The sequence below is a fragment of the Arthrobacter sp. JUb119 genome (genome assembly GCF_024807995.1).
In the GTDB taxonomy this organism is placed as follows: domain Bacteria; phylum Actinomycetota; class Actinomycetes; order Actinomycetales; family Micrococcaceae; genus Glutamicibacter.
Genome location: NZ_JANUFE010000001.1, coordinates 63,265 through 82,629, shown reverse-complemented (window position 1 = coordinate 82,629; position 19,365 = coordinate 63,265). Strand labels below are relative to the sequence as shown.

Below are 19,365 nucleotides of genomic sequence, written 5' to 3'. Positions count from 1 at the left end.
TATGAAGCGAATCAGACCCGTTTCAACTAGGAGTATTCACATGGCTAGTGATTCCACATTCGACGTCGTAAGCAAGGTTGATAGCCAGGAAGTCGCCAACGCGATGAACCAGGCCCAGAAGGAAATTGCCCAGCGCTACGACTTCAAGGGCGTTGGCGCTGAAGTTGATTTCAGCGGCGAGAAGATCCTGATGAAGGCCAACTCGGAAGAGCGCGTCAACGCAGTACTGGATGTTTTCCAGTCCAAGCTGGTCAAGCGCGGCATTTCCCTAAAGTCTTTGGATGCCGGCGAGCCATTTGCATCCGGCAAGGAATACCGCATCGAGGCAAGCATCAAGGAGGGCATTGCCCAGGATGTCGCCAAGAAGATCAACAAGCTGATTCGCGATGAGGCGCCTAAGGGCATCAAGTCAACCATTCAGGGTGACGAGCTGCGCGTCTCTTCCAAGTCCCGCGATGACCTGCAGGCCACCATGGCTCTGCTGCGCGACTTCGAAGAAGCGGATCTGCAGTTCGTGAACTTCCGCTAGGACTGACCCAGCGTTAGAAATCGCGTGATACACAGCGAGGGCTGTTTCCCATTCATCATGGGAAGCAGCCCTCGCTGCTATTCTGCGCACCACTGGAGCATGGACCCGGGAAGGATCAGCGCTCATCCTCGTCGCGTTTCTGCTTCTTCAGCCACTTTGCTTCTTCGCGGGCCTTCTTCGCGTAGTACTGTTCACGAGTCCTTTCCCTGGCCCGCCGCTTGATATCAGCAACATCATCAGCGAAGTGGTCCTTGGTCATGGCTTTGAATTCATGGAACTTCGCGGCCATTTCTTCCGGCGAAGGGCCCGGCACCCATGGTTTGATCCAGAGGATCTCAGCGGCGTTGCATGCGGCAACGAGCACTGTCACAAAACTGCTGTCACGCAATGAGCTGGTAACCGCATAGGACGCAGCAAAGCTGACCATGATGGACACCACGAATGGAAGGACGACGTACAGCACTCCCCCGGGGTTGGGACGGCGTTCTTTCAGGACAATCGGTCGAACGATGATGGCGCCGAGGATTTCCGAGAGGAGATACGAGATCGCCAGCGCGATAGCGAATGTGCCGAAAGCAGTGTCGAGGGCAATCCATGATGAGCAAATCCAGGCCACAAGCAGGCAAGCCAATCCTTTGACCGTTCCGGTGGCCAGTTGACCGGCTATGGCATCCCCAAGCCTGGGCAGAAGTGCCGCGTCGTCGTCTCGCATCCTTGCTCCTTGCTCCTTGCTCCCTGCTCCTTGCTCCTTGCTCCTTGCTCCTTGCTCCTTGCTCCTTGCTCCTTGCTCCATCATCAGACGGCAGAGAGTCTTCTCTTCGGTGCCGCTACGATCAGCCTATCTTTGCTTGACTAGGACAGACAAAGATCTTCGCCTCATCCTTTAGTAGGAGGGTAGATAACTAACAGTTCAACGGGAAAGGCCCGAAACAAGCTAAAGGCCGCATCTCCATATGAGATGCGGCCTTAAGCCCAGGAGCTGCTTTGCACTTAGTATCCGCGTCCGCCAGCCATCGCTTCAAGCCGTGCGATGCGATCCTCCATTGGCGGGTGAGTGGAGAACATGCGCTTGAGGCGCGAGCCGAATGGATTGGCGATCATCAGGTGCGAGCTGTTGACAAGCTTCTGGTCATTGGAAGCCAGCGGAGCCTGCGTAATCCCCGATTCCAGTTTCCGAAGCGCGCTCGCCAAAGCCAGCGGATCATTGGTCAGCTTGGCTCCGTCCTCGTCTGCATCATATTCGCGGGTGCGGCTCACGGCCATCTGTATGATCGACGCTGCCAGTGGCGCCAGCAGGGAAAGGGCAATCAAGGCGATCGGATTCACCCCGCGGTTGTCATTGCTGTTGCCGCCGCCGAAGAACATCAGGAACTGGGCAACGGAGGTGATGACACCCGCAACCGCGGCGGCGACCGAAGAAGTGAGGATGTCCCGGTTGTAGACATGCATCAGCTCGTGGCCCAGCACCCCGCGCAATTCGCGTTCGTTCAGCAACTGCAGGATGCCTTCGGTGCAGCACACCGCCGAATTCTGCGGGTTGCGGCCGGTGGCAAAGGCATTCGGCGAAGTGGTTGGCGAAACGTACAGTCGCGGCATCGGTTGCTGCGCGTTCATCGACAGCTCACGCACGATTCGGTACATTCCCGGCTGTTCCGCTTCGCTGACCGGGTAGGCGTGCATCGAGCGCAGAGCCAGCTTGTCGCTATTCCAATAGCTGTAGGCAGTAGTTCCGAGGCCGATCAAGGCAAATATCCAAATGAACATTGAACGGCCGGTGCCCGCAGATATCAGCGAGCCAATGGCCAGCAGCAGGGCAAACATTCCGCCCATCAAAAAGGCGGTTTTGAGTCCGTTGTTATGTCCATGCACGGCGATGCACTCCCTCAATGAAGCAAACCAAGTTGGTGTTCTCTAGTCTAGTCAACGACTGGAATTCCATTTATGTTCCGGTGAAAATATCACAGTGCCGTGTGGAATGGCAGGCACCGCCGGCCTCGGGGAATATCCAGACGGCGGGAACGTTGTAGTTTTAAGATGCGGTTCCACAACTTATTTCCCGGTGGGCCGCTCCCTTGATCCATTTTGTTTCTGAAAGTGTGCGTCCTGCATGTCCGTAAGTACCGCTAAACCGATCCGTTCAGAACATAGCTACGGACTGATCCAAGGCACCGCCGCGTACCTGATTTGGGGCATGCTCCCGGCTTACTTCCTATTGCTGCCTGACATCTCGGCCTTCGAATTCGTTGGCGTTCGCGTGATCTTCTCGCTGGTTTTCTGCCTGCTGCTGCTGGCGTTCACGCGCCAGGTCAAGCAATTCCTTGCGATGTTCAAGGATTCCAAGACCATCTGGCAGTTGGGACTGGCTAGTGTTCTGATTGCAGCTAACTGGACTCTCTATGCACTGGCGGTCTTGACCGGACATGTGCTGGAAGCCTCGCTGGGCTACTTCATCAACCCAATTGTGGCAATCCTTCTGGGTGTCGTCGTCCTGAAAGAAAAATTGCGTCGGCTGCAATGGATCGCTGTTGCCATAGCCACCGTTGCTGTACTTGTCTTGACGATCGGCTTGGGACAGGTCCCTTGGATTTCCCTCGGCTTGGCTTTCTCCTTTGGCTTCTATGGCCTGGTGAAGAACAAAGTGGGCCAAAGCGGAACTGCGCTGGGGTCCTTGACCATTGAAACCGTCTGGCTGACCCCGTTGGCCATCGGCTATCTGGTTTGGCTGGCCGTTGACGGGAAGTCTGCGCTGTTCTCGGCTGATGTTCCTGGCCTCTCGCTTTTGGCAGCGAGCGGCATCATCACCGCCGTTCCGCTCTTGCTCTTCGGGGGCGCGGCTCGCCGCCTGCCTTTGAGCACCTTGGGCTCATTGCAATTCCTCGCCCCGCTCTTGCAGTTCATCCTGGGCCTGCTGGTCTTTGGCGAGCACATGCCATTCGAACGCTGGGTTGGTTTCGCCTTGGTATGGGTTGCGGTGCTCTTCGTGCTCGTGGACATGATGCGAACTCCACGCATTGGCTCCATGCCGGAACCGAAAAAGTTGGTCTGAACGCCCGGTTGCACTCACCGCCGATACAGCGAATGCCTCGAATCTCCCGTGGGAGGTTCGAGGCATTCGCTGTTTAGGACCAGTTTTGAGCTACTTAGGCGACAGCCTTGCGGATCGCATCTTCCAATACGTTGAATGCATCTTCGAGCAGCTCGTCGCCGATCACCAGCGGAGGCAAGAGGCGAACCACGTTGCCGTAGGTGCCGCAGGTGAGGATCAAGACGCCCTGGGCCAGGCATTCGGCTGCGATGGCCTTGGTCAGCTCGGCGTCCGGCTCCTTGCCACCAGCCTTGACGAATTCCATTGCGACCATGCCGCCACGGCCACGGATGTCGCCCAGTTCCTTGATGTCCTTCTGCAGCGCACCGAAGCGGGTGAAGAACTTCTCTTCGATCTCGCGGGCGCGGCCCGCCAAGTCCTGCTCTTCCATGAACTTGATGGATTCCAGAGCCGCGGCCACAGCAACCGGGTTGCCGCCGTAGGTGCCGCCCAGGCCGCCACCGTGCACCGAATCCAGCAGTTCGGCACGGCCGATAATGCCAGACAGCGGCATGCCGCCGGCGATGCCCTTGGCCAGGGTGATGATGTCAGGCTCAATGCCTTCGATGTCCGAGGCGAACCAGGCACCAGAGCGTGCGAAGCCTGCCTGGACTTCGTCGGCAACGAAGACAATGCCGTTTTCCTTGGCCCATTCGGCGATGCGCGGCAGGAAGCCGGTGGCCGGAACGATGAAGCCGCCCTCGCCCTGGATCGGCTCGATGATGATCGCAGCGATCTGGTCGCCGCCGATCTGCTTTTCCATGGCCAGGATCGCGCGCTCGGCTGCTTCCTTGCCGGAGATGTTCGGGTTCTCTTCGCGGTATGGGTAGCTCATTGGCATACGGTAGATCTCCGGTGCCAGTGGGCCGAAGCCGCGCTTGTATGGGGCGGCCTTGGCGGTCAAGCCCATGGTGAGGTTGGTGCGGCCGTGGTAGGCGTGGTCGAAGGCGACTACTGCCTGGCGGCCGGTGGCAATGCGGGCTACCTTGATGGCGTTCTCTACCGCTTCGGCACCGGAGTTGAAGAAGACTGCACGCTTCTCGAAGTTGCCCGGAGTGATGGCAGCCAGCTTCTCGGCCAGCTCGATGTAGTTCTCGTACGGAGCGACCATGAAGCAGGTGTGGGTGAAGCGCGCGGCCTGTTCGGCGACGGCTTTGGCTACTGCCTGATTCGAGGCGCCAATGGTCGTTACGGCGATGCCGGAGCCCAGGTCAATCAGCTGGTTGCCATCGACATCGACAATGATGCCGCCATCAACCTCTGCCGCGTACACCGGCAGGCTGGAAGCTACGCCGGCAGCAACTGCTTTGGCTCGGCGTGCGGTCAGTTCCTGCGACTTCGGGCCGGGGAACGGACCGTTGATCTTGCGCTTCTGGTCAATGCGGTAGGTAACGTCCATGTGATTGTCCTTCCATAACTTATTCGTGAGCTCACTGGCCCTGTTGTCTCTATAACTAGAGAGTATTCTCCCGGCTGCCCGGCCACTACGCGGATCGGCACAACACGTTTCGTGTCGCATAGTGCATCTGCACAGGAAAAGGCCTCTTCATTCCAAGCCGGGGCTTGAAACGAAGAGGCCTTCGATCCAGATGCTGCTTGCAGGTTCTAGTTGCCTGCCGAGCCAGCTGGCTCGATCACATCGTCGTCGTGCTTTTCAGGGTGGCGGTTCAGGCTGATCAACGAGATCGCCAGGCCGCCCCAGATGGTGAGCATGGAAATAATCATGAAGACAATCGCGATAGCGCTCATGGCTAGTATTCCTTTCCGGAAGCTTCAGGAACTTCTTCCGCCTCGACATTCGCACGATGCTGCTCGAATTCGGGATCATCGATCTTCGAGTTCTTGCTCCATGGAACCAGCGACAGCAGGACTGCGCCAACAATCAGCGCTCCAGCCATGCCCCAACCGAAGACACCGTTGAACCAAACCGGGTAACCGCTGTAGGACTCAGCCATCTTGCTCTGGATTTCATTGATCAGCATGTAGCCCAAAGCTGCTGGGCCGATGCCGCCAACCAGGACCTTCCAACCGGTACCCAGCTTGATGGAACTGTGGCGGTTCAGGTGCTTGGCCAGCTTAGGCAGCATGCCCAGGCCTGCACCGAAGACGATCACCATGACCAAAGCACAGGCCAGGATGCCGAATTGGTTCACGAAAGCGTCCATGGTGTCCAGCAGATACAGGCCCGTGGTGGTCGGGAACAGCACCAGCGAAACCAGGGCCACAGGAATTCCCACGACCAGGGTCGCCGGAACACGCTTCCAGCCCAGCTTGTCCTGGAAAGCTGCCACGATAACTTCAAGGATGGAAATCAGCGATGTCAGGCCAGCGAAGACCAGCGAACCGAAGAACAGCACACCGATTAGCGCGCCCAGGGGCGCCTCGGAAACGATGGTCGGGAAGGCAATGAAGGCCAGGCCGATGCCGGAGGTGGCAACTTCGTCCACAGAGCTGCCGGCGTTGTAGGCCATGAAGCCAAGCGCCGCGAACACGCCGATACCTGCAAGCAGTTCGAAGCTTGAGTTGGCAAAGGCAACAACGTAGCCCGAACCGGTCAGATCGCTCTTGCGCTTCATGTACGACGAGTACGTCACCATGATGCCGAAAGCCACGGACAGCGAGAAGAAGATGTGCCCGAAGGCCGCAGCCCACACCGCAGGGTTTGACAGTGCCGCGAAGTCAGGGGTGAAGAATGCGTTCAGGCCATCGATAGCTCCCGGCAGGAAGACCGACTGGACTACCAGAATCAGGAACATGACGATAAGCAGCGGCATGAAGACGGCGTTTGCCCGGGAAATACCCTTGTTCACACCGGCGACCATGATCACGATGGTCACCAGCCAAACGAAGAACATCGGGATGAAGATGTTGCCGACGAAGTCGAAGCCGACGTTGACGTTTTCCGAGACCTTGAGGAAGTCGTTCATGAAGAACCCGGCGGCGCCGTCGGCGTTCTTGTCCCAAGCCTTGGTGATGGAGAACCAGCAGTACATGGCCGCCCACGCAATGATGGCCGCGTAGTAGATGGCGATGATGAAGCAGATCAGTACCTGCCACCAGCCCAGGACCTCGGCCTTGCGGTTGGCCCGGCGGTACGCCAGCGGAGCAGAGCCGCGGTAGCGGTGGCCGATGGAGTAGTCGAGGAACAGCAACGGAATACCGGCGCAGAGAATTGCGACCAGGTATGGGATCAAGAATGCGCCGCCGCCGTTTTCGTAGGCGACGTAAGGGAAACGCCAGATGTTTCCCAGACCAACGGCCGAACCAATCGCTGAAAGGATGAACAACTTTCGGGAGCTGAAAGTCTCACGCTTCTCGGTTGCGAGTGGAGCGCCCTGTGATGAAGATGGAGTGCTCATGTGTCTAAGCTACTGCAAAACTTTCACATTGTGGTCATTTCTAGGGGTCGCGTGTCCACATTTTGAGCATATTGCTAAATCGGGAACTTTTCGCCATCCCTCTAGAATGGCTATATGGCAATTAGTTTACGCGGTCTTCTGGAACATGACGAGCTCGATCTTCGACCGCTGACTGAACACACCCACCGCGATGGCATGGTCATCACCTGGGGCGCGGTGACCGAGCTGCTTGACCCGTCGCAGTTCCTGACCGGGCGAGAAATTGTGTTGACCACCGGCGTGCGCCAGAAGACAAAAGCCGCACAGCGGCAGTTCGTCAAAGTCCTTGCGGCCAACGATGCCGTCGCTTTAGGTTTCGGTACAGGTCTGGAACACGCTTCAGTACCGCAAGCGACCGTTGAAGCCGCCCGCGAAGTAGGGCTTCCTGTCTTCGAGGTGCCCTATCAGATACCCTTTGCCGCAATTACCCGGCTGATCGCCGAAGCACTGAATTCCGACCATCTCAAGCGTGTTGAAAGTCTGTTGAAATCCCACCAGAAGCTGGCCCAGACGCTGCTTTCCTCGGATCTGGACAGCATGCTCGAGGAACTCGAGCGAATGCTCGGCACCCAGGTAGCGCTGACCCTGCACGGCGAAGTGATCAGCGGGGACTATGACCCTGCACGTTCCTGGAATGAGCGCCCAGTGGCCACGGGCCTGCGTGATAAGTGCACCCTGCATATTGCAGAACCCTATGTCCACCATCCAGTAGTCGATTACGCGCAGTCGCTGATCGGGCTGGAACTGGCCAATAAATCCCGCCTGCGCGCCTCGCAGCGCCATGCCACCGGCCAGGTGCTCGAGGACCTCGCCACTGGCGCCCTGGTTGGCGCCGATGCCGCTGGCCGCCTTGGGGCACTTGGCTTGAATACCCAGCGTGAGCACTCGGTCATCCTGGTGCAGGCTCCATCACAGGTCGAGCGTTTGCAAACTCTGCCACTGCCCGCAGATCTGTCCTCGCAGGTCTCAGCCATCATAGATGGCCGCTTGGCGATCATTGTCGCGCACAGCAAGCTGCAGCTGTCCATCAAGCACCTCGATGAGTATCTGCTCGCGGCCGGCCTTCCGGCTCGGGTGGGCTACGGCGGGCGCTACCCGAATACCACCGGCATCCGCTGGAGCTACTTCGAGGCCCTGGAGTCCCTGCGCCACGGAGAGCGGGTCAACGAACCCACCAAGCTTTCTCTCACCTCGCTCTTGCTCGCCGCCCACGATGTTCCGCTGCAGGATTTGGCCATCGAAGCCCTGGGCCCGTTGCAGGAATTCGACGCCTCCCACGATTCTGACCTATTGCTGACCTTGCGTGAATACCTCAACCGCGATGGCTCGGTGGGGGCAGTGGCCGAGTCCTTGGGCCTGCACCGCAATACGGTGCGCTACCGGATCCAGCAGATTTCCGATCTTTCTGGCTACGACCCTAATGTGACTAGCGACCGAGTCCAGCTCTGGATCGCGTTGAGTGCCCTTGAGCTGGGCTAATCTCGATAGGATAAAGACATGGCAGACATGTTTCTAGAGAAGTTCTGTTCCCTGGTTCCCAAGTACTTGGAAGACCAGTGGAACGAAGCCGATGGCTTGAGCGCCGAAGAATTGCGCGAAGGGCTGGCGCAGTCCGAGGTTTCAATTCCATTTGTCCTTGAAGAGTTCTATCGTGCTCTGGGCAACAATGAGGATTTCATGGAGGCCTACCACTACTTCTTCGACCCTGAAGAACTGGAAATCGAAGACGGCTACCTCCTGTTCCTGGAAGATGAGGAAGAGAAGTTCGTGTGGGGCTTCAAGGCATCCCAGCTCGATGTTCCGGATCCAATCGTCTACCGCCGCAGCAATGCCAAGGGAAAATGGACCAGCGAGGAAGGCACCTTCAGCGAATTCACCCTGGACATGTACACCTGGGTGTTTGAAGAGCTGGCCGCCGAATTGGAGGACTAGTGATCCACCGTTCCCATGAACCAGCCAACTACCAGTGTCCCTTCTGCGAGCTGGTCAACGACCAGCCTTTCAGCCTGGACAACTTGTGCGCGCCCACGGATCTGATCTACCAGACAGATCTGGTGGCAGCAATCATGGCTTGTGATGGGTTCGGCAATTACGGCGGGCACGTGATGATCATTCCGACCGCGCACCTGGAAGCGCTCTACGATCTGGACGAGCAGACCGGCGCCGCGATCATGCGGGAGACCAAGCGCGTTGCCTTGGCGATGAAGCTCGCCTGGAATCCCGAAGGCACGAGCACTCGGCAGCATAATGAGCCTGCGGGCAATCAGCATGTTTGGCATTACCATCAGCACGTTTTCCCGCGCTACGCCGATGACGAGCTCTATCGGCAGCTGCGCCACCGGGTATCGATCCAGGATCGGGCCGGCAAAGCGCAGCAGCTGCGCCAAGCGCTCTTTTCCCCCGAGCATCCGCAGCCGCTGGTCCCGGAGAACATCGTCCGATAAGCACGAGGGCATGACGCTGGCGCGCGCGGGCCCCGGGAACGAGAATTCGTTGCCGGGGCCTGCTTGCCACTTATGGGAGACCTCAGGCATTTTCCGCTCAGCACTAGGGCCATGCTCCCGGTTTACAGGAATATCATCACTGAGGTGGTACTGCATCTGTCAGGACCTTCATAAGATGAAGACATGAATCCCCTGGTCCCGAATACCTACGAACTGATTATTTTCTACATCATCCCGGCCCTCGTGGCCATTGGCCTGGTCATTCTCGCCGTCAGATTCTTTACCGCCAGCAAGAATCGTCCTGGGAGTAAAGCGTCAACCGACGACGGGCAGAACTGCAACGACCAGCTCTAGCAGGGATCTGGCAGCAGCCGCGGGCAAAACAGAACCCCGGAAGACCTTTGCAGTCTTCCGGGGTTTTGCTTGTTCGAGCTTGCCTAGGCTTCGCGGGTAACAACCGCATCCGCGAAGGAAATCAGCGCCTGCTTCACGGTGCCCTCGGGCAGTGGGGCCAAGACGGCAATCGCGTCATCGGCCCACTGGCGTGCGGCCTTCCATGCATCATGGATTGCCTGGTGCGAGGTGACAGCTTCCACAGCGGCCGCCAGTGCTTCATCGGTGGCCAGATCCGCATCAACCAGTTCGACAGCCTGCTGCGCTTGCGCGTCGCCCTCGGCTGCTGCCTGGCGCAGCAGCAGAATTGGCAAGGTCGGCACGCCTTCACGCAAATCGGTGCCCGGAGTCTTGCCCGAGTCGGCTTCCGTGGATGCCAAGTCGATCACGTCATCGGCGACCTGGAAGGCAACGCCAACCTTTTCGCCATACTCGCGCAGTACCTCAATGTACTGCGGGGCGCCACCGAAACGGGCGCCGAAGGCTCCGGAGGTGGAGAGCAGCGACGCGGTCTTGTCGCTGATTACCTGGATGTGGTGCTCGATGGCATCGTCGCCCTCGCGCGGGCCGATGGATTCATGCAGCTGTCCGAGGCACAAGCGCTCGAAGGTGCGCGACTGCCACATGACTGCTTCTGGGCCCAGCTCGGATCCGAAGACCGATGCACGGGCGAAGATCAGGTCGCCGGCGAGAATCGCCACCGAGTTGCCCCACACCTCGTGAGCTGTTGGTGCACCGCGGCGCATTGGAGCAGAGTCCATGACGTCATCGTGGTACAGGGTTGCCAGGTGGGTGAGTTCCACTACGGCAGCGGCCTTGATGACATCGTCATTCACGCCGTCGCCCAGCAGGGAAGTCAGCAGCACCAGCAGGGGACGCACTCGCTTGCCTCCGGCCTCAACGAGGTGGCGGCTGGATGCGTCGATCAAGGGGTCGGAGTTGGCCAGCGCGTCGCGCAGCAGCTTCTCCACCTTTGCCATGCCGATGGAAATAGCCGGACCGAAGTCCGGGTCCTCGGCCAGCAAAGCGAAGCCCGAGGGAAGATTGATGGCCGCAGCTAATGCAGCGGTTTCAGGATTCAGCTCAATCGAGTCGGACACGTCGTGTCCGGCTGCGGTCCAGTTGCTCTTCGAATCAGTCACTGTTCTACGGCTTACTTATCTTTCATCGGGTTGGCCATCGCGGTATGCGAAGGCAATCTGCCTGCAAGATGCACGCAAACATCTCTTCACTCTAGCCGATGCTTTCCACTGCACATTGCTGGCATGGCCAGACCGGGCATACCGGTCTGGTACCAGCGACCTAGGAGGTCGTTTTAGAGTTTACCGGGTTCCCCCGGCACTTCTCACCAGACCCGGCCGATCTCACAGGGGTGACCACGGACACCCGCAAGCCTTTTCCCCCGGCATTGCGCGGTAGGCTTAGCCTTATCATGTCTGCAGATTCGCCCGTTCTTAGCGCCAGTGCTCATCAGCCGTCGGCTCCTGTTCTCACCAGCATCACCTTTGAATACCTTGATGCCCCCGAAACACTGGTTGCCGACTCATTGCGTCACCGAAGCTTGGTCTGGACCCGCAACGGCCACGGTCTGGTTGGCTTTGGCACTGCGGCCCGCTTGCACACCCACGGCGAAGAGCGCTTTGCACGTGCCCGCGCCTGGCTTGCACAGGTCATCGAACAGGCACAGATCATTGACCCGATCGCCCGCCCCGGCAGCGGCCTGGTGTCCTTCGGTTCTTTTGCGTTCTCCTTCACCAGCGTCTTCGAATCGCGCATGGTGATCCCGCAGCTGGTGATCGGACGCGATGAGGAAAAGTCCTGGATTACCATCACCGGCAGCGCAGAGGAACTCGACGGGCTGACCTACCAGCAGGCTTTGGCACGCGCCGAAGCCGCGATGGCCGATGCGTCGTTGCCAGCGAGCGAACCGGGCAGCATCGAACTGACCAGCGGGCAGCTGACCGCCGGTTCCTACCTTGATGCCGTGGATCAGGCGCTGGGCCGTTTCGAGGAACGCGGAATTTCCAAGCTGGTGCTGGCCCGCGATGTGTTGGCGCATAGTTCCACCCCGATCAATCTTGCCCGCGTGGTCGATGCGCTGACCGAGCACTATGGCAATTGCTGGACCTATTCAGTGGACGGCCTGGTAGGCGCTACCCCGGAGATGCTGGTGCGCGTTACCGACGGCTTGGCCGAGGCCCGCGTATTAGCTGGCACGCTGGACCGCGCGGCCACTGGCGCTGAGGACCCCGGTTTCGCGCACCGCAACCTCTTTGAAGATCCGAAGCAGCGCAACGAGCACCAGCTGGCCATAGATTCGCTCACGGCTTCCCTGAATCCCATTTCGCACGGCATGAGCGCGCCGGAAGAACCTTTTATTCTGCAGCTTCCCAATGTTTGGCATTTGGCCAGCGACGTACGCGCCCAGCTGCGCGCCGATGCCGCCGGCGTTCTGCCTACCGCACTGGATGTTGCCGAGATTTTCCATCCGACCGCTGCCGTGTGCGGCACGCCGACCAAGAAGGCTGGCGTGCTCTTGCGCGAGCTGGAAGGCATGGACCGCGGACCGTATGCCGGCCCCGTGGGCTGGGTTGACAGCCGTGGCGATGGCGAATTCGGCATCGCGCTGCGTGGCGGAATCCTGGAAGACGAAAAGCTGATGCGCTTGTACGCGGGTTGCGGCATTGTTCCGGGCTCGGTGCCCGAGGATGAACTAGCCGAATCATGGGCGAAGATGCGCCCCATGCGCCAAGCCCTCGGAGCCGAGTAGGCGCAGGCTGCACAGCGGATCAAGGCCGCTAGGATCGCACTGAGCATAAATAATACTTAGCCTCGACGCGACATGTGTGAGGTGAATCTCAGCCTAGTGTTGCCCCGGTTATGATTGTGGCTACGCACTGATCCACTCGCATAACCCGAAAGTAGGTTCTGATCCTATGCGTAGTCTCAAGAAGAAGTTCGCCTCCGCTGTTGCCGTCACGTCCGTTGCACTGCTGGCTCTCACCGCCTGCGGTTCCGGCTCCAGTTCCGAAGGTGAAGCCGAAGCTGGTTCCTTCCCGCTCAACGAAGGCAAACTCACCATTTGCTCAGACATTCCTTACGAACCATTCGAATTCGTCAAGGACGGCAAGAACGTCGGCTTCGATATGGATATCGCTGCCGAGATTGCCAAGGATGCAGAACTGGATCTGAACGTCATCGACGCCAGCTTCGACTCCATTGAATCCGGCCTGTTCAGCACCCAGTGCGATATCGCGATCTCCTCGGTATCGATCACCGAAGAGCGTTCGGCCAAGATGGACTTCTCCACCCCTTATATGGATGACGATCTGGTGCTGATTTCGGCTGACGGTTCTGAAATCAAGGATCTTGAATCCGCCAAGGACAAGAAGGTCGGCGTCCAGCAGGCCACCACCGGCGAGAAGTACGCCAAGGAACAGGGCTTGAGCAACATCGTTGGCTTCGAGGATGCCGGTTTGCAAACCCAGGCACTTCTGGCTGGCCAAGTGGATGCATTGCTGGGCAACCAGTCGGTATTGGGCTACGCGATCAAGGATAAGGACGGCTTCAGCGTCGTGGCCGACTTCAAGACCGGCGAGCAGCTGGGCATTGCAGTTCCGCAGGACCAGCCCAAGACCCTGGAACTGGTCAATGGCACCCTCAAGCGGCTGGCCGATGCAGGAACCATGGAAGAACTGACTGTGAAGTGGTTCGGCGAGAAGTAATTCTCGAGCATCAACTGATTCCAAGGCAAGCGGGGGCATGGACTGCACCCACAGGTTGGCAGTCCAGCTTCCGCTTCCTTTATGAGAGGTAATCAAGCATGGCAATGACTACACGTCAGCGCGCCCGCATGAGCAAGACCATTCAAATCGCCATCTTCATCATCGCGATCATCGCACTGGTCTTGGCCGTTGATTGGAACAAGGCCATTTATGCCTTCTTCTCCTTCGACAAATTGGGACCGATGTTCCCTGGCATGATCTTGGTCGGTCTGAAGAACACGATCTTCTACACGATCATCTCCTTCGCCTTCGGCCTCATCCTGGGTCTGCTTCTGGCCCTGATGAAAATGGCGTCCTTCGCGCCATATCGCTGGTTCGCCACTGCATTTATCGAATTCTTCCGCGGTATTCCAGCCATCCTGGTCCTATTGGCCTTCGGCTTCGGCTTGCCTCAGGCGTTCGGAACCCAGTGGCCGCAGCCGGTCAATGTCATGTGCGCCTTGGGCCTGGTCTCGGCCGCCTACATCGCTGAGACCCTGCGTGCAGGCCTGCAGGCGGTGCCCAAGGGGCAGACCGAAGCTGCCCGTTCGTTGGGCATGCCAGCGTGGCGTGCCATGGTCACCATCGTGATTCCGCAGGCGTTCAAGATCGTCTTGCCGCCCATGACCAACGAAATCATCTTGCTGACCAAGGACACCTCGTTGGCATTCATCCTCGGTGCGTCGATGGCCCAGTACGAAATGACCAAGTTTGGCCGTGACGGCATCTCGCAAATCGATGCCGGCATCACCCCGCTGGTCGTCGCCGGCCTGTTCTACTTGGTGATCACCATCCCGCTGAGCTTGGTGGCCCGCAAGTTTGAATCCCGCGCCGCCAAGACCAAGCGATAGATAGGACTTGAAAATGTCGACTGACACCAATGAACTTTCAGTCCATGCTTCGGGCGTGGAAATCACCGGACTGCGCAAGTCCTACGGTAGCAACGAAGTGCTCAAGGGCATTGACCTGAATGTTGCTCCGGGCGAGGTTGTCTGCCTGATCGGCCCATCCGGTTCAGGCAAGTCCACTCTGCTGCGTTGCGTGAATTTGCTGGAGCAGCCAAACGGAGGAACCATTATGGTCGGTGGCTTCAATGTCACCGATCCCGATGTGAACCTGGACAAGATGCGCCAGCAAGTAGGCATGGTCTTCCAGCAGTTCAACCTCTTCCCGCACCTGACCGTGCTGGAGAACTGCACGATATCCCCTATCAAGGTGCTCAAGCGCAAGAAGGCCGACGCCCAGAAGGTCGCGTTGCGCAATCTGGAACGTGTAGGCCTGGGCGACTTCGGCGATCGCTACCCCGACCAGCTTTCCGGCGGCCAGCAGCAGCGCGTGGCCATTGCCCGAGCGCTATCCATGGAACCAACGCTGATGCTCTTCGATGAGCCAACCAGTGCATTGGATCCGGAGACCGTGGGCGAGGTCCTGTCCATTATGAAGAATCTGGCCCAAGCGGGCATGACCATGCTGGTGGTCACCCACGAGATGGCTTTCGCCAAGGAAGTTGCTGACCGCGTGTTCTTCATGGACGGTGGCGTCGTGGTGGAAGAAGGCAAGGCCGTGGATGTCATTGGCAATCCGCAGCAGCCACGTACCCAGGACTTCCTGCGTCGCGTGCTCGATCCCACGCACGTGGATATCTGAGTTCAACTGCAAAAATTCCCCTGCGTTGCCCGTCTTTGCCGACGGGCAAGGCAGGGGAATTTCTTTTGCCCTAGGTCGTTGGCCAGGAAAGCTGCCCGATCTTCCGGTTCAACTCAAGATTCTCCGCGCGCAGGCTGCTCCGTGATGCCGGCACTTCAATCAGGCGCAGGTTCGCCGGCTGCCTTGCAGCCAAGATGGCGCTAAGCTCTTCCTTGCTTGCCGCCATGGCGTACTGCCAACCATAGGCTTCGGCGAGCGCAGGCAGGCTCAGCTGCTGCGGCGTGGCAAAGAGGCGTTCCACCGCATTGGCGTAGCGGCCCGAGGCATCCACGGCTCCGTGCTCCAGTGTGGAGAAGATTGCTCCTCCCCCGTCGTTGTAGACCACGATATCCACCATTGGCTGCTCCTCGCCGGGGGTCCAGGACAGCGAACTGGCGTCATGGGCGAAGGTGATATCTCCCATTACCGCCAGTGTGCGCCGCTTGCCGCCCTGGGCCAGGCCCAAGGCGGTGGCAATGGTTCCATCAATTCCGGCAAGGCCGCGGTTGGCATGCACGGTCATGGTTCGTCCGGGCGCGGGGCGGGCCGCCAAGTCGAAGTCGCGAACTATATTCGATGAGCCAAGCAGGAGAACTTCTGGTGCGTGTTCCCAAATGGCGTCGGCGACATCTACCCCGTTAATCGCCGATTCGCGGCTGAGGCCCTGGCGCACGGCCAAGGCCTGGGCATCGAGCTGCTGCCATGCTTCCAGCCACCCCTTTGCACCGGTGCCGGCGAACTCCTGCAATTCGCTCCAAGAGCTGACCGGGGTTTCGCGACGCCGGCCCGCTTCATACCAGGCCACCGGCTGAGGCTGCCAAATCACCGATTCGATCGCCGGGTTGGCCAGAAGCTGGCCCACCGGGCGGCTCAACGTCGGACGGCCAAAGAGCACCACGCGTTCAATGCGGTCCATGCCCGCCGTGATCAGGGGACGGTAGTGGCCAATGGCGTTGGCCGAGAACCGTGCGTTGGAAGATGGCTCGGCAAACAATGGCAGCCCCAGGCCATGGGCGAATCGTTGCGCTTCCTGCCCGGCGCCATGCCCGGCGACGACAATGCTCCGGCGTGGCTTCAGCTGCTGGACCGGCAAGCTCGCTCTGTCCAGCTGGTCGTGTGCCTTCCACTGCCCCGGCTCAACTGCCGTCCAGCTTTGGCTCTCGATCCTCTCGTCCTGTGCAGGGGTGAGCGGATCCCGGAACTGCAGATTCAATTGGACCGGACCTGCGGCAGTGTGCTGGTCACCGGCCAAGGCCAGTAATGCGCGTTGGACCTCGTGTTGCGGATCTGCCGCAGCGGGGACATTGGCGGCCAGACGAACGTGCTCGCCAAAGAGGGTTTTCTGGCGCGTGCTCTGGCTGGCTCCGGTGCCGTGCAGTTCATCGGGACGGTCGGCAGAAAGGACCAGAAGTGGTGTCGCGGTGTGGTTGGCTTCCATTACTGCCGGCAGCATTTGCCCGATGGCCGAGCCGCTGGTGGCGGCGAGGGCTACCGGCCGCATGGTGCTTTGGGCGAGGCCCAGTGCCATGAAGGCCGCGGAGCGTTCGTCGATGCGTACATGGATATCCAGGATCCCCGCGGCTTCTGCCTCGGCTGCAGCATAGGCCAAGGGCGCGCTGCGCGAACCGGGAGAAATCACCAGATCCCTGATCCCGGCACTGATCAGGGCGGAGAGCACATGGCGAGCTGTAGTGATGGCGCGTTGCTCGCCAGGTTGCTGCATTCCCACGCCGCATGACTCCTTAGATTCCAAAGCTGAAGGCAATGATCCAAGTCTATGCCTTGACGTGCCGGTCAACCGACTTGGAACGGCAAAGGGCGCCGGCCGGATCCCGGAGAGGATCCTGCCGACGCCCTTGCACTGCGGGCTAGTCCGACTTATTTGTCGTGTCCCTTGCCTTTGTCGTGTCCCTTGCCCTTGCCGTTGCCCGGCTTCACATCCTGCTTGAAGACCTGGACGACCGATGGGCGCGGGCCGTAGAACTCGCCCTTGCCGGCTCCTCCTGCGTTCTTCACGAAGTCCGGGAACAGCGAGGTAGGGCTGGCAAAACTGCCGCCTTCACCCGGGTGCTGCACCGCGACGAAGACCGAGTTGTCCCTGTCATGGATCAGCGGGCCGCAGGTCTCTGCACCGGTTGGCACGGCCAGGAACTGCTCGACACGGCCGCGATCCTTGCCGGTCAGGGTGACCTTGTGCAGTGCATCGGAGTAGCCGATGGTGCCAGGGGCGCCGTCGGTGGAGATCCACAGGTTGCCCTTGGAATCGAATGCCAGGTTATCCGGGCAGGAAATTGGCGAGACCTTGTCCGTTGGGTAGCCGGAGAAGTAGGTCGATCCGTTCACATTTGGATCGCCGGCAACCAGCAAGATGTTCCAGGTGAACTTCGCGGCGGTGGCGTCGTTGCCGGCTTCGGTGATTTCCAAGACGTGGCCGTCGCGGTTGCGTACCCGTGGGCTGACCTCGGTTGCGCCTTCCTTGCCGTCCTTGCCGCGGTCGGTGTTGTTGGTCAGTGCCACATAGACCTTGCCGGATACCGGGCTTGGCTCAACATCTTCGGGACGGTCCAGCTTGGTGGCGCCGACCTTGTCAGCTGCTTGGCGGGTGTAGACCAGCACCTCGTCGATGCCCATGCCCTCCACCTTGGATTCGCCGTTCTTCACCAGTGGCAGCCAGGTTCCCATGCCGTCGAAAGCACCATCAGACGGAACTGCGCCGCTGCCGTCGATCTCGCTAGCTGGAGAGTTGCCGGCGAACGTGGCAACGTACAGGTCGCCTTCGGAGAGCAAGCCCATATTGTGCTTGCGATCGTGCTTGGAGAAAGTGTTTTTCGAGACGAACTTGTACAGGTACTCGAAGCGCGAGTCATCGCCGGAGTAGGCAACAACCTTGCCGTTCTTGGCAATGCGAACGTTGGCGCCCTCGTGCTTGAAACGGCCCAGGCTGGTGTGCTTGACCGGGGTGGACGAAGGGTCCTGCGGATCGATTTCGACTACCCAGCCGAAACGGTTGGCTTCGTTTTCGAAGCCTTCGTTGTGCAGGCCGAAGCGCGGGTCGCTTTCTTCCCAGCCGCGGTCGGTCGCGGCGGTGCCAATGCCGTAGCGGGATTCCTCGGCGGTGCCCTTGCCGCGGAAATACTGGTCGAAGTTTTCTTCACCGGAGAGTACGGTGCCCCATGGGGTGGTGCCTCCGGCGCAGTTGTTCAAGGTGCCAAGAACCTTGGTACCGGTTGGATCTGCGGCGGTCTTGAGCAGGTCGCTGCCTGCGGCTGGGCCATCGACCCGGAATTCAGTACTAGCGGTGATGCGGCGGTTGCGTTCGCCGCCCTGCACGTAGCTCCACTTCTTGTCATTCTTCTTGCGCTTGACCTCGACCACTGAGAAGCCATGCGCGTTCATCGCGATCTTGCGGGCTTCTTCCTGGTTCGCTTCGAACCAAGCCGAGTCGAACATCATGTCTTCATTGGTGTATTCGTGGTTGGCAACCAGCACGCCGGTGCGTCCCGAGTACTTGTCGACAATGATGTCCAGGTAGTCGCAGTTGTAGCCGAACTGCTCAGCCTGCTTGCGGGCGGACTGCTTGGAAGCATCGAATTCCGCGGTGTTCTTGAAGAGCGGGTCGCCCCAGCGGATGATGGCATTCCAGTCATAGCCTTCTGGAACGGAAACAGTATCCACCGAACGCGACACCGGCTCAATGGCATCGAATGAAAGGTGCCCGCCCTTACCCGGCTTCATTGGCACCAGTGGTGCCGCGGTAGCGTCGGCTGCACCGAAAAGCTGCGGGCCGATGACCAGGGCTGAAGCACCGACGGCGCCCAGGCCCAGCATGCTGCGGCGGGAGAGCGATTTGTCGGCAATGTCCTTGAAGTAGCCGTTGGACGAAGTGTTGCAATCTGGCTTGGTGCAGGCGTCGGCGCACTTGAAGTGGCAAGTAGCTGCAGAACGACCGCCGCGGGTGTGGCCCAGCATTGGCAAAAGGGTACGGGTTGGATTCATGATCCGCTCACTTCCTCAGTATGTGGCTCATTGTCAGGGGAATGACTCGAACTGAGGTTTTCACTTGGAA

The 19,365-nt window shown here is 59.4% G+C and carries 18 protein-coding genes; 10 read left to right on the top strand and 8 right to left on the bottom strand.

Annotation, left to right across the window (positions count from 1 at the left end; genetic code table 11):
• Positions 1-40: 40 nt before the first annotated feature.
• On the top strand, positions 41-529 hold the full coding sequence (locus M2368_RS00400) for a YajQ family cyclic di-GMP-binding protein (protein WP_105656897.1): 489 nt from the start codon (positions 41-43) through the stop codon (positions 527-529).
• A gap of 115 nt (positions 530-644) precedes the next feature.
• On the opposite strand, the gene M2368_RS00395 is transcribed toward M2368_RS00400, so the two are convergent.
• On the bottom strand, positions 645-1,241 hold the full coding sequence (locus M2368_RS00395) for a hypothetical protein (RefSeq protein WP_133833600.1): 597 nt from the start codon (positions 1,239-1,241) through the stop codon (positions 645-647).
• Positions 1,242-1,519: 278 nt separating this feature from the next.
• Positions 1,520-2,398, bottom strand: coding sequence for a zinc metalloprotease HtpX (gene htpX / locus M2368_RS00390; protein ID WP_105656899.1), 879 nt, complete (start codon positions 2,396-2,398; stop codon positions 1,520-1,522).
• 238 nt (positions 2,399-2,636) lie between these two features.
• Here htpX and rarD point away from each other — a divergent pair, with 238 nt between their 5' ends.
• On the top strand, positions 2,637-3,575 hold the full coding sequence (gene rarD, locus M2368_RS00385; protein WP_105656900.1) for an EamA family transporter RarD: 939 nt from the start codon (positions 2,637-2,639) through the stop codon (positions 3,573-3,575).
• Between the two features lie 94 nt (positions 3,576-3,669).
• Here the strand turns inward: rarD and gabT are convergent, their stop codons facing one another.
• From gabT to M2368_RS00370, 3 genes are all read right to left on the bottom strand, one after another.
• On the bottom strand, positions 3,670-5,013 hold the full coding sequence (gene gabT / locus M2368_RS00380; RefSeq protein WP_105662539.1) for a 4-aminobutyrate--2-oxoglutarate transaminase: 1,344 nt from the start codon (positions 5,011-5,013) through the stop codon (positions 3,670-3,672).
• 206 nt (positions 5,014-5,219) lie between these two features.
• The gene (locus tag M2368_RS00375) at positions 5,220-5,363 is read right to left on the bottom strand and encodes a methionine/alanine import family NSS transporter small subunit (protein ID WP_105656902.1); all 144 of its coding nucleotides are present in this window, start codon (positions 5,361-5,363) and stop codon (positions 5,220-5,222) included.
• Between the two features lie 2 nt (positions 5,364-5,365).
• Positions 5,366-6,973, bottom strand: coding sequence for a sodium-dependent transporter (locus M2368_RS00370; protein ID WP_498723902.1), 1,608 nt, complete (start codon positions 6,971-6,973; stop codon positions 5,366-5,368).
• Between the two features lie 114 nt (positions 6,974-7,087).
• Here M2368_RS00370 and M2368_RS00365 point away from each other — a divergent pair, with 114 nt between their 5' ends.
• The 4 genes from M2368_RS00365 to M2368_RS00350 all read left to right on the top strand — a co-directional run bounded on the left by M2368_RS00365 (position 7,088) and on the right by M2368_RS00350 (position 9,810).
• Entirely contained in the window at positions 7,088-8,491 is a 1,404-nt protein-coding gene (locus M2368_RS00365; protein WP_332489058.1) for a PucR family transcriptional regulator, read from the top strand.
• A gap of 18 nt (positions 8,492-8,509) precedes the next feature.
• Positions 8,510-8,944, top strand: coding sequence for a hypothetical protein (locus M2368_RS00360; RefSeq protein ID WP_105656905.1), 435 nt, complete (start codon positions 8,510-8,512; stop codon positions 8,942-8,944).
• Positions 8,944-9,456, top strand: a complete 513-nt coding sequence (locus M2368_RS00355; protein WP_332489059.1) for an HIT family protein — start codon at positions 8,944-8,946, stop codon at positions 9,454-9,456. Before M2368_RS00360 ends, M2368_RS00355 begins: the two co-directional genes overlap by 1 nt.
• 183 nt (positions 9,457-9,639) lie before the next feature.
• Positions 9,640-9,810 (top strand): hypothetical protein, encoded by a 171-nt coding sequence (locus M2368_RS00350; RefSeq protein WP_166650716.1) that lies wholly within the window; start codon positions 9,640-9,642, stop codon positions 9,808-9,810.
• A gap of 83 nt (positions 9,811-9,893) precedes the next feature.
• Here M2368_RS00350 and M2368_RS00345 read toward each other — a convergent pair whose 3' ends face one another.
• Positions 9,894-10,991 carry a polyprenyl synthetase family protein gene (locus tag M2368_RS00345; protein ID WP_332489060.1) on the bottom strand — a complete coding sequence of 366 codons (1,098 nt, stop codon included), beginning with the start codon at positions 10,989-10,991 and terminating at the stop codon, positions 9,894-9,896.
• A gap of 290 nt (positions 10,992-11,281) precedes the next feature.
• On the opposite strand from M2368_RS00345, the gene M2368_RS00340 reads away from it, so the two are divergent.
• The 4 genes from M2368_RS00340 (at position 11,282) to M2368_RS00325 (ending at position 15,260) form a co-directional block, all read left to right on the top strand.
• Positions 11,282-12,619, top strand: coding sequence for an isochorismate synthase (locus tag M2368_RS00340; protein ID WP_105656908.1), 1,338 nt, complete (start codon positions 11,282-11,284; stop codon positions 12,617-12,619).
• Positions 12,620-12,785: 166 nt separating this feature from the next.
• Positions 12,786-13,574, top strand: coding sequence for an ABC transporter substrate-binding protein (locus tag M2368_RS00335; protein ID WP_133833594.1), 789 nt, complete (start codon positions 12,786-12,788; stop codon positions 13,572-13,574).
• A gap of 98 nt (positions 13,575-13,672) precedes the next feature.
• On the top strand, positions 13,673-14,464 hold the full coding sequence (locus M2368_RS00330) for an amino acid ABC transporter permease (RefSeq protein ID WP_105656910.1): 792 nt from the start codon (positions 13,673-13,675) through the stop codon (positions 14,462-14,464).
• Positions 14,465-14,477: 13 nt separating this feature from the next.
• A complete protein-coding gene (locus M2368_RS00325) occupies positions 14,478-15,260 on the top strand; it encodes an amino acid ABC transporter ATP-binding protein (RefSeq protein ID WP_133833593.1) in 783 nt (260 codons plus the stop codon).
• A 70-nt stretch (positions 15,261-15,330) separates the two neighbouring features.
• Here M2368_RS00325 and menD read toward each other — a convergent pair whose 3' ends face one another.
• On the bottom strand, positions 15,331-17,022 hold the full coding sequence (menD, locus tag M2368_RS00320; protein WP_402734979.1) for a 2-succinyl-5-enolpyruvyl-6-hydroxy-3-cyclohexene-1-carboxylic-acid synthase: 1,692 nt from the start codon (positions 17,020-17,022) through the stop codon (positions 15,331-15,333).
• Between the two features lie 155 nt (positions 17,023-17,177).
• The gene (locus M2368_RS00315) at positions 17,178-19,295 is read right to left on the bottom strand and encodes a PhoX family protein (RefSeq protein ID WP_498723901.1); all 2,118 of its coding nucleotides are present in this window, start codon (positions 19,293-19,295) and stop codon (positions 17,178-17,180) included.
• Positions 19,296-19,365 lie beyond the last annotated feature (70 nt).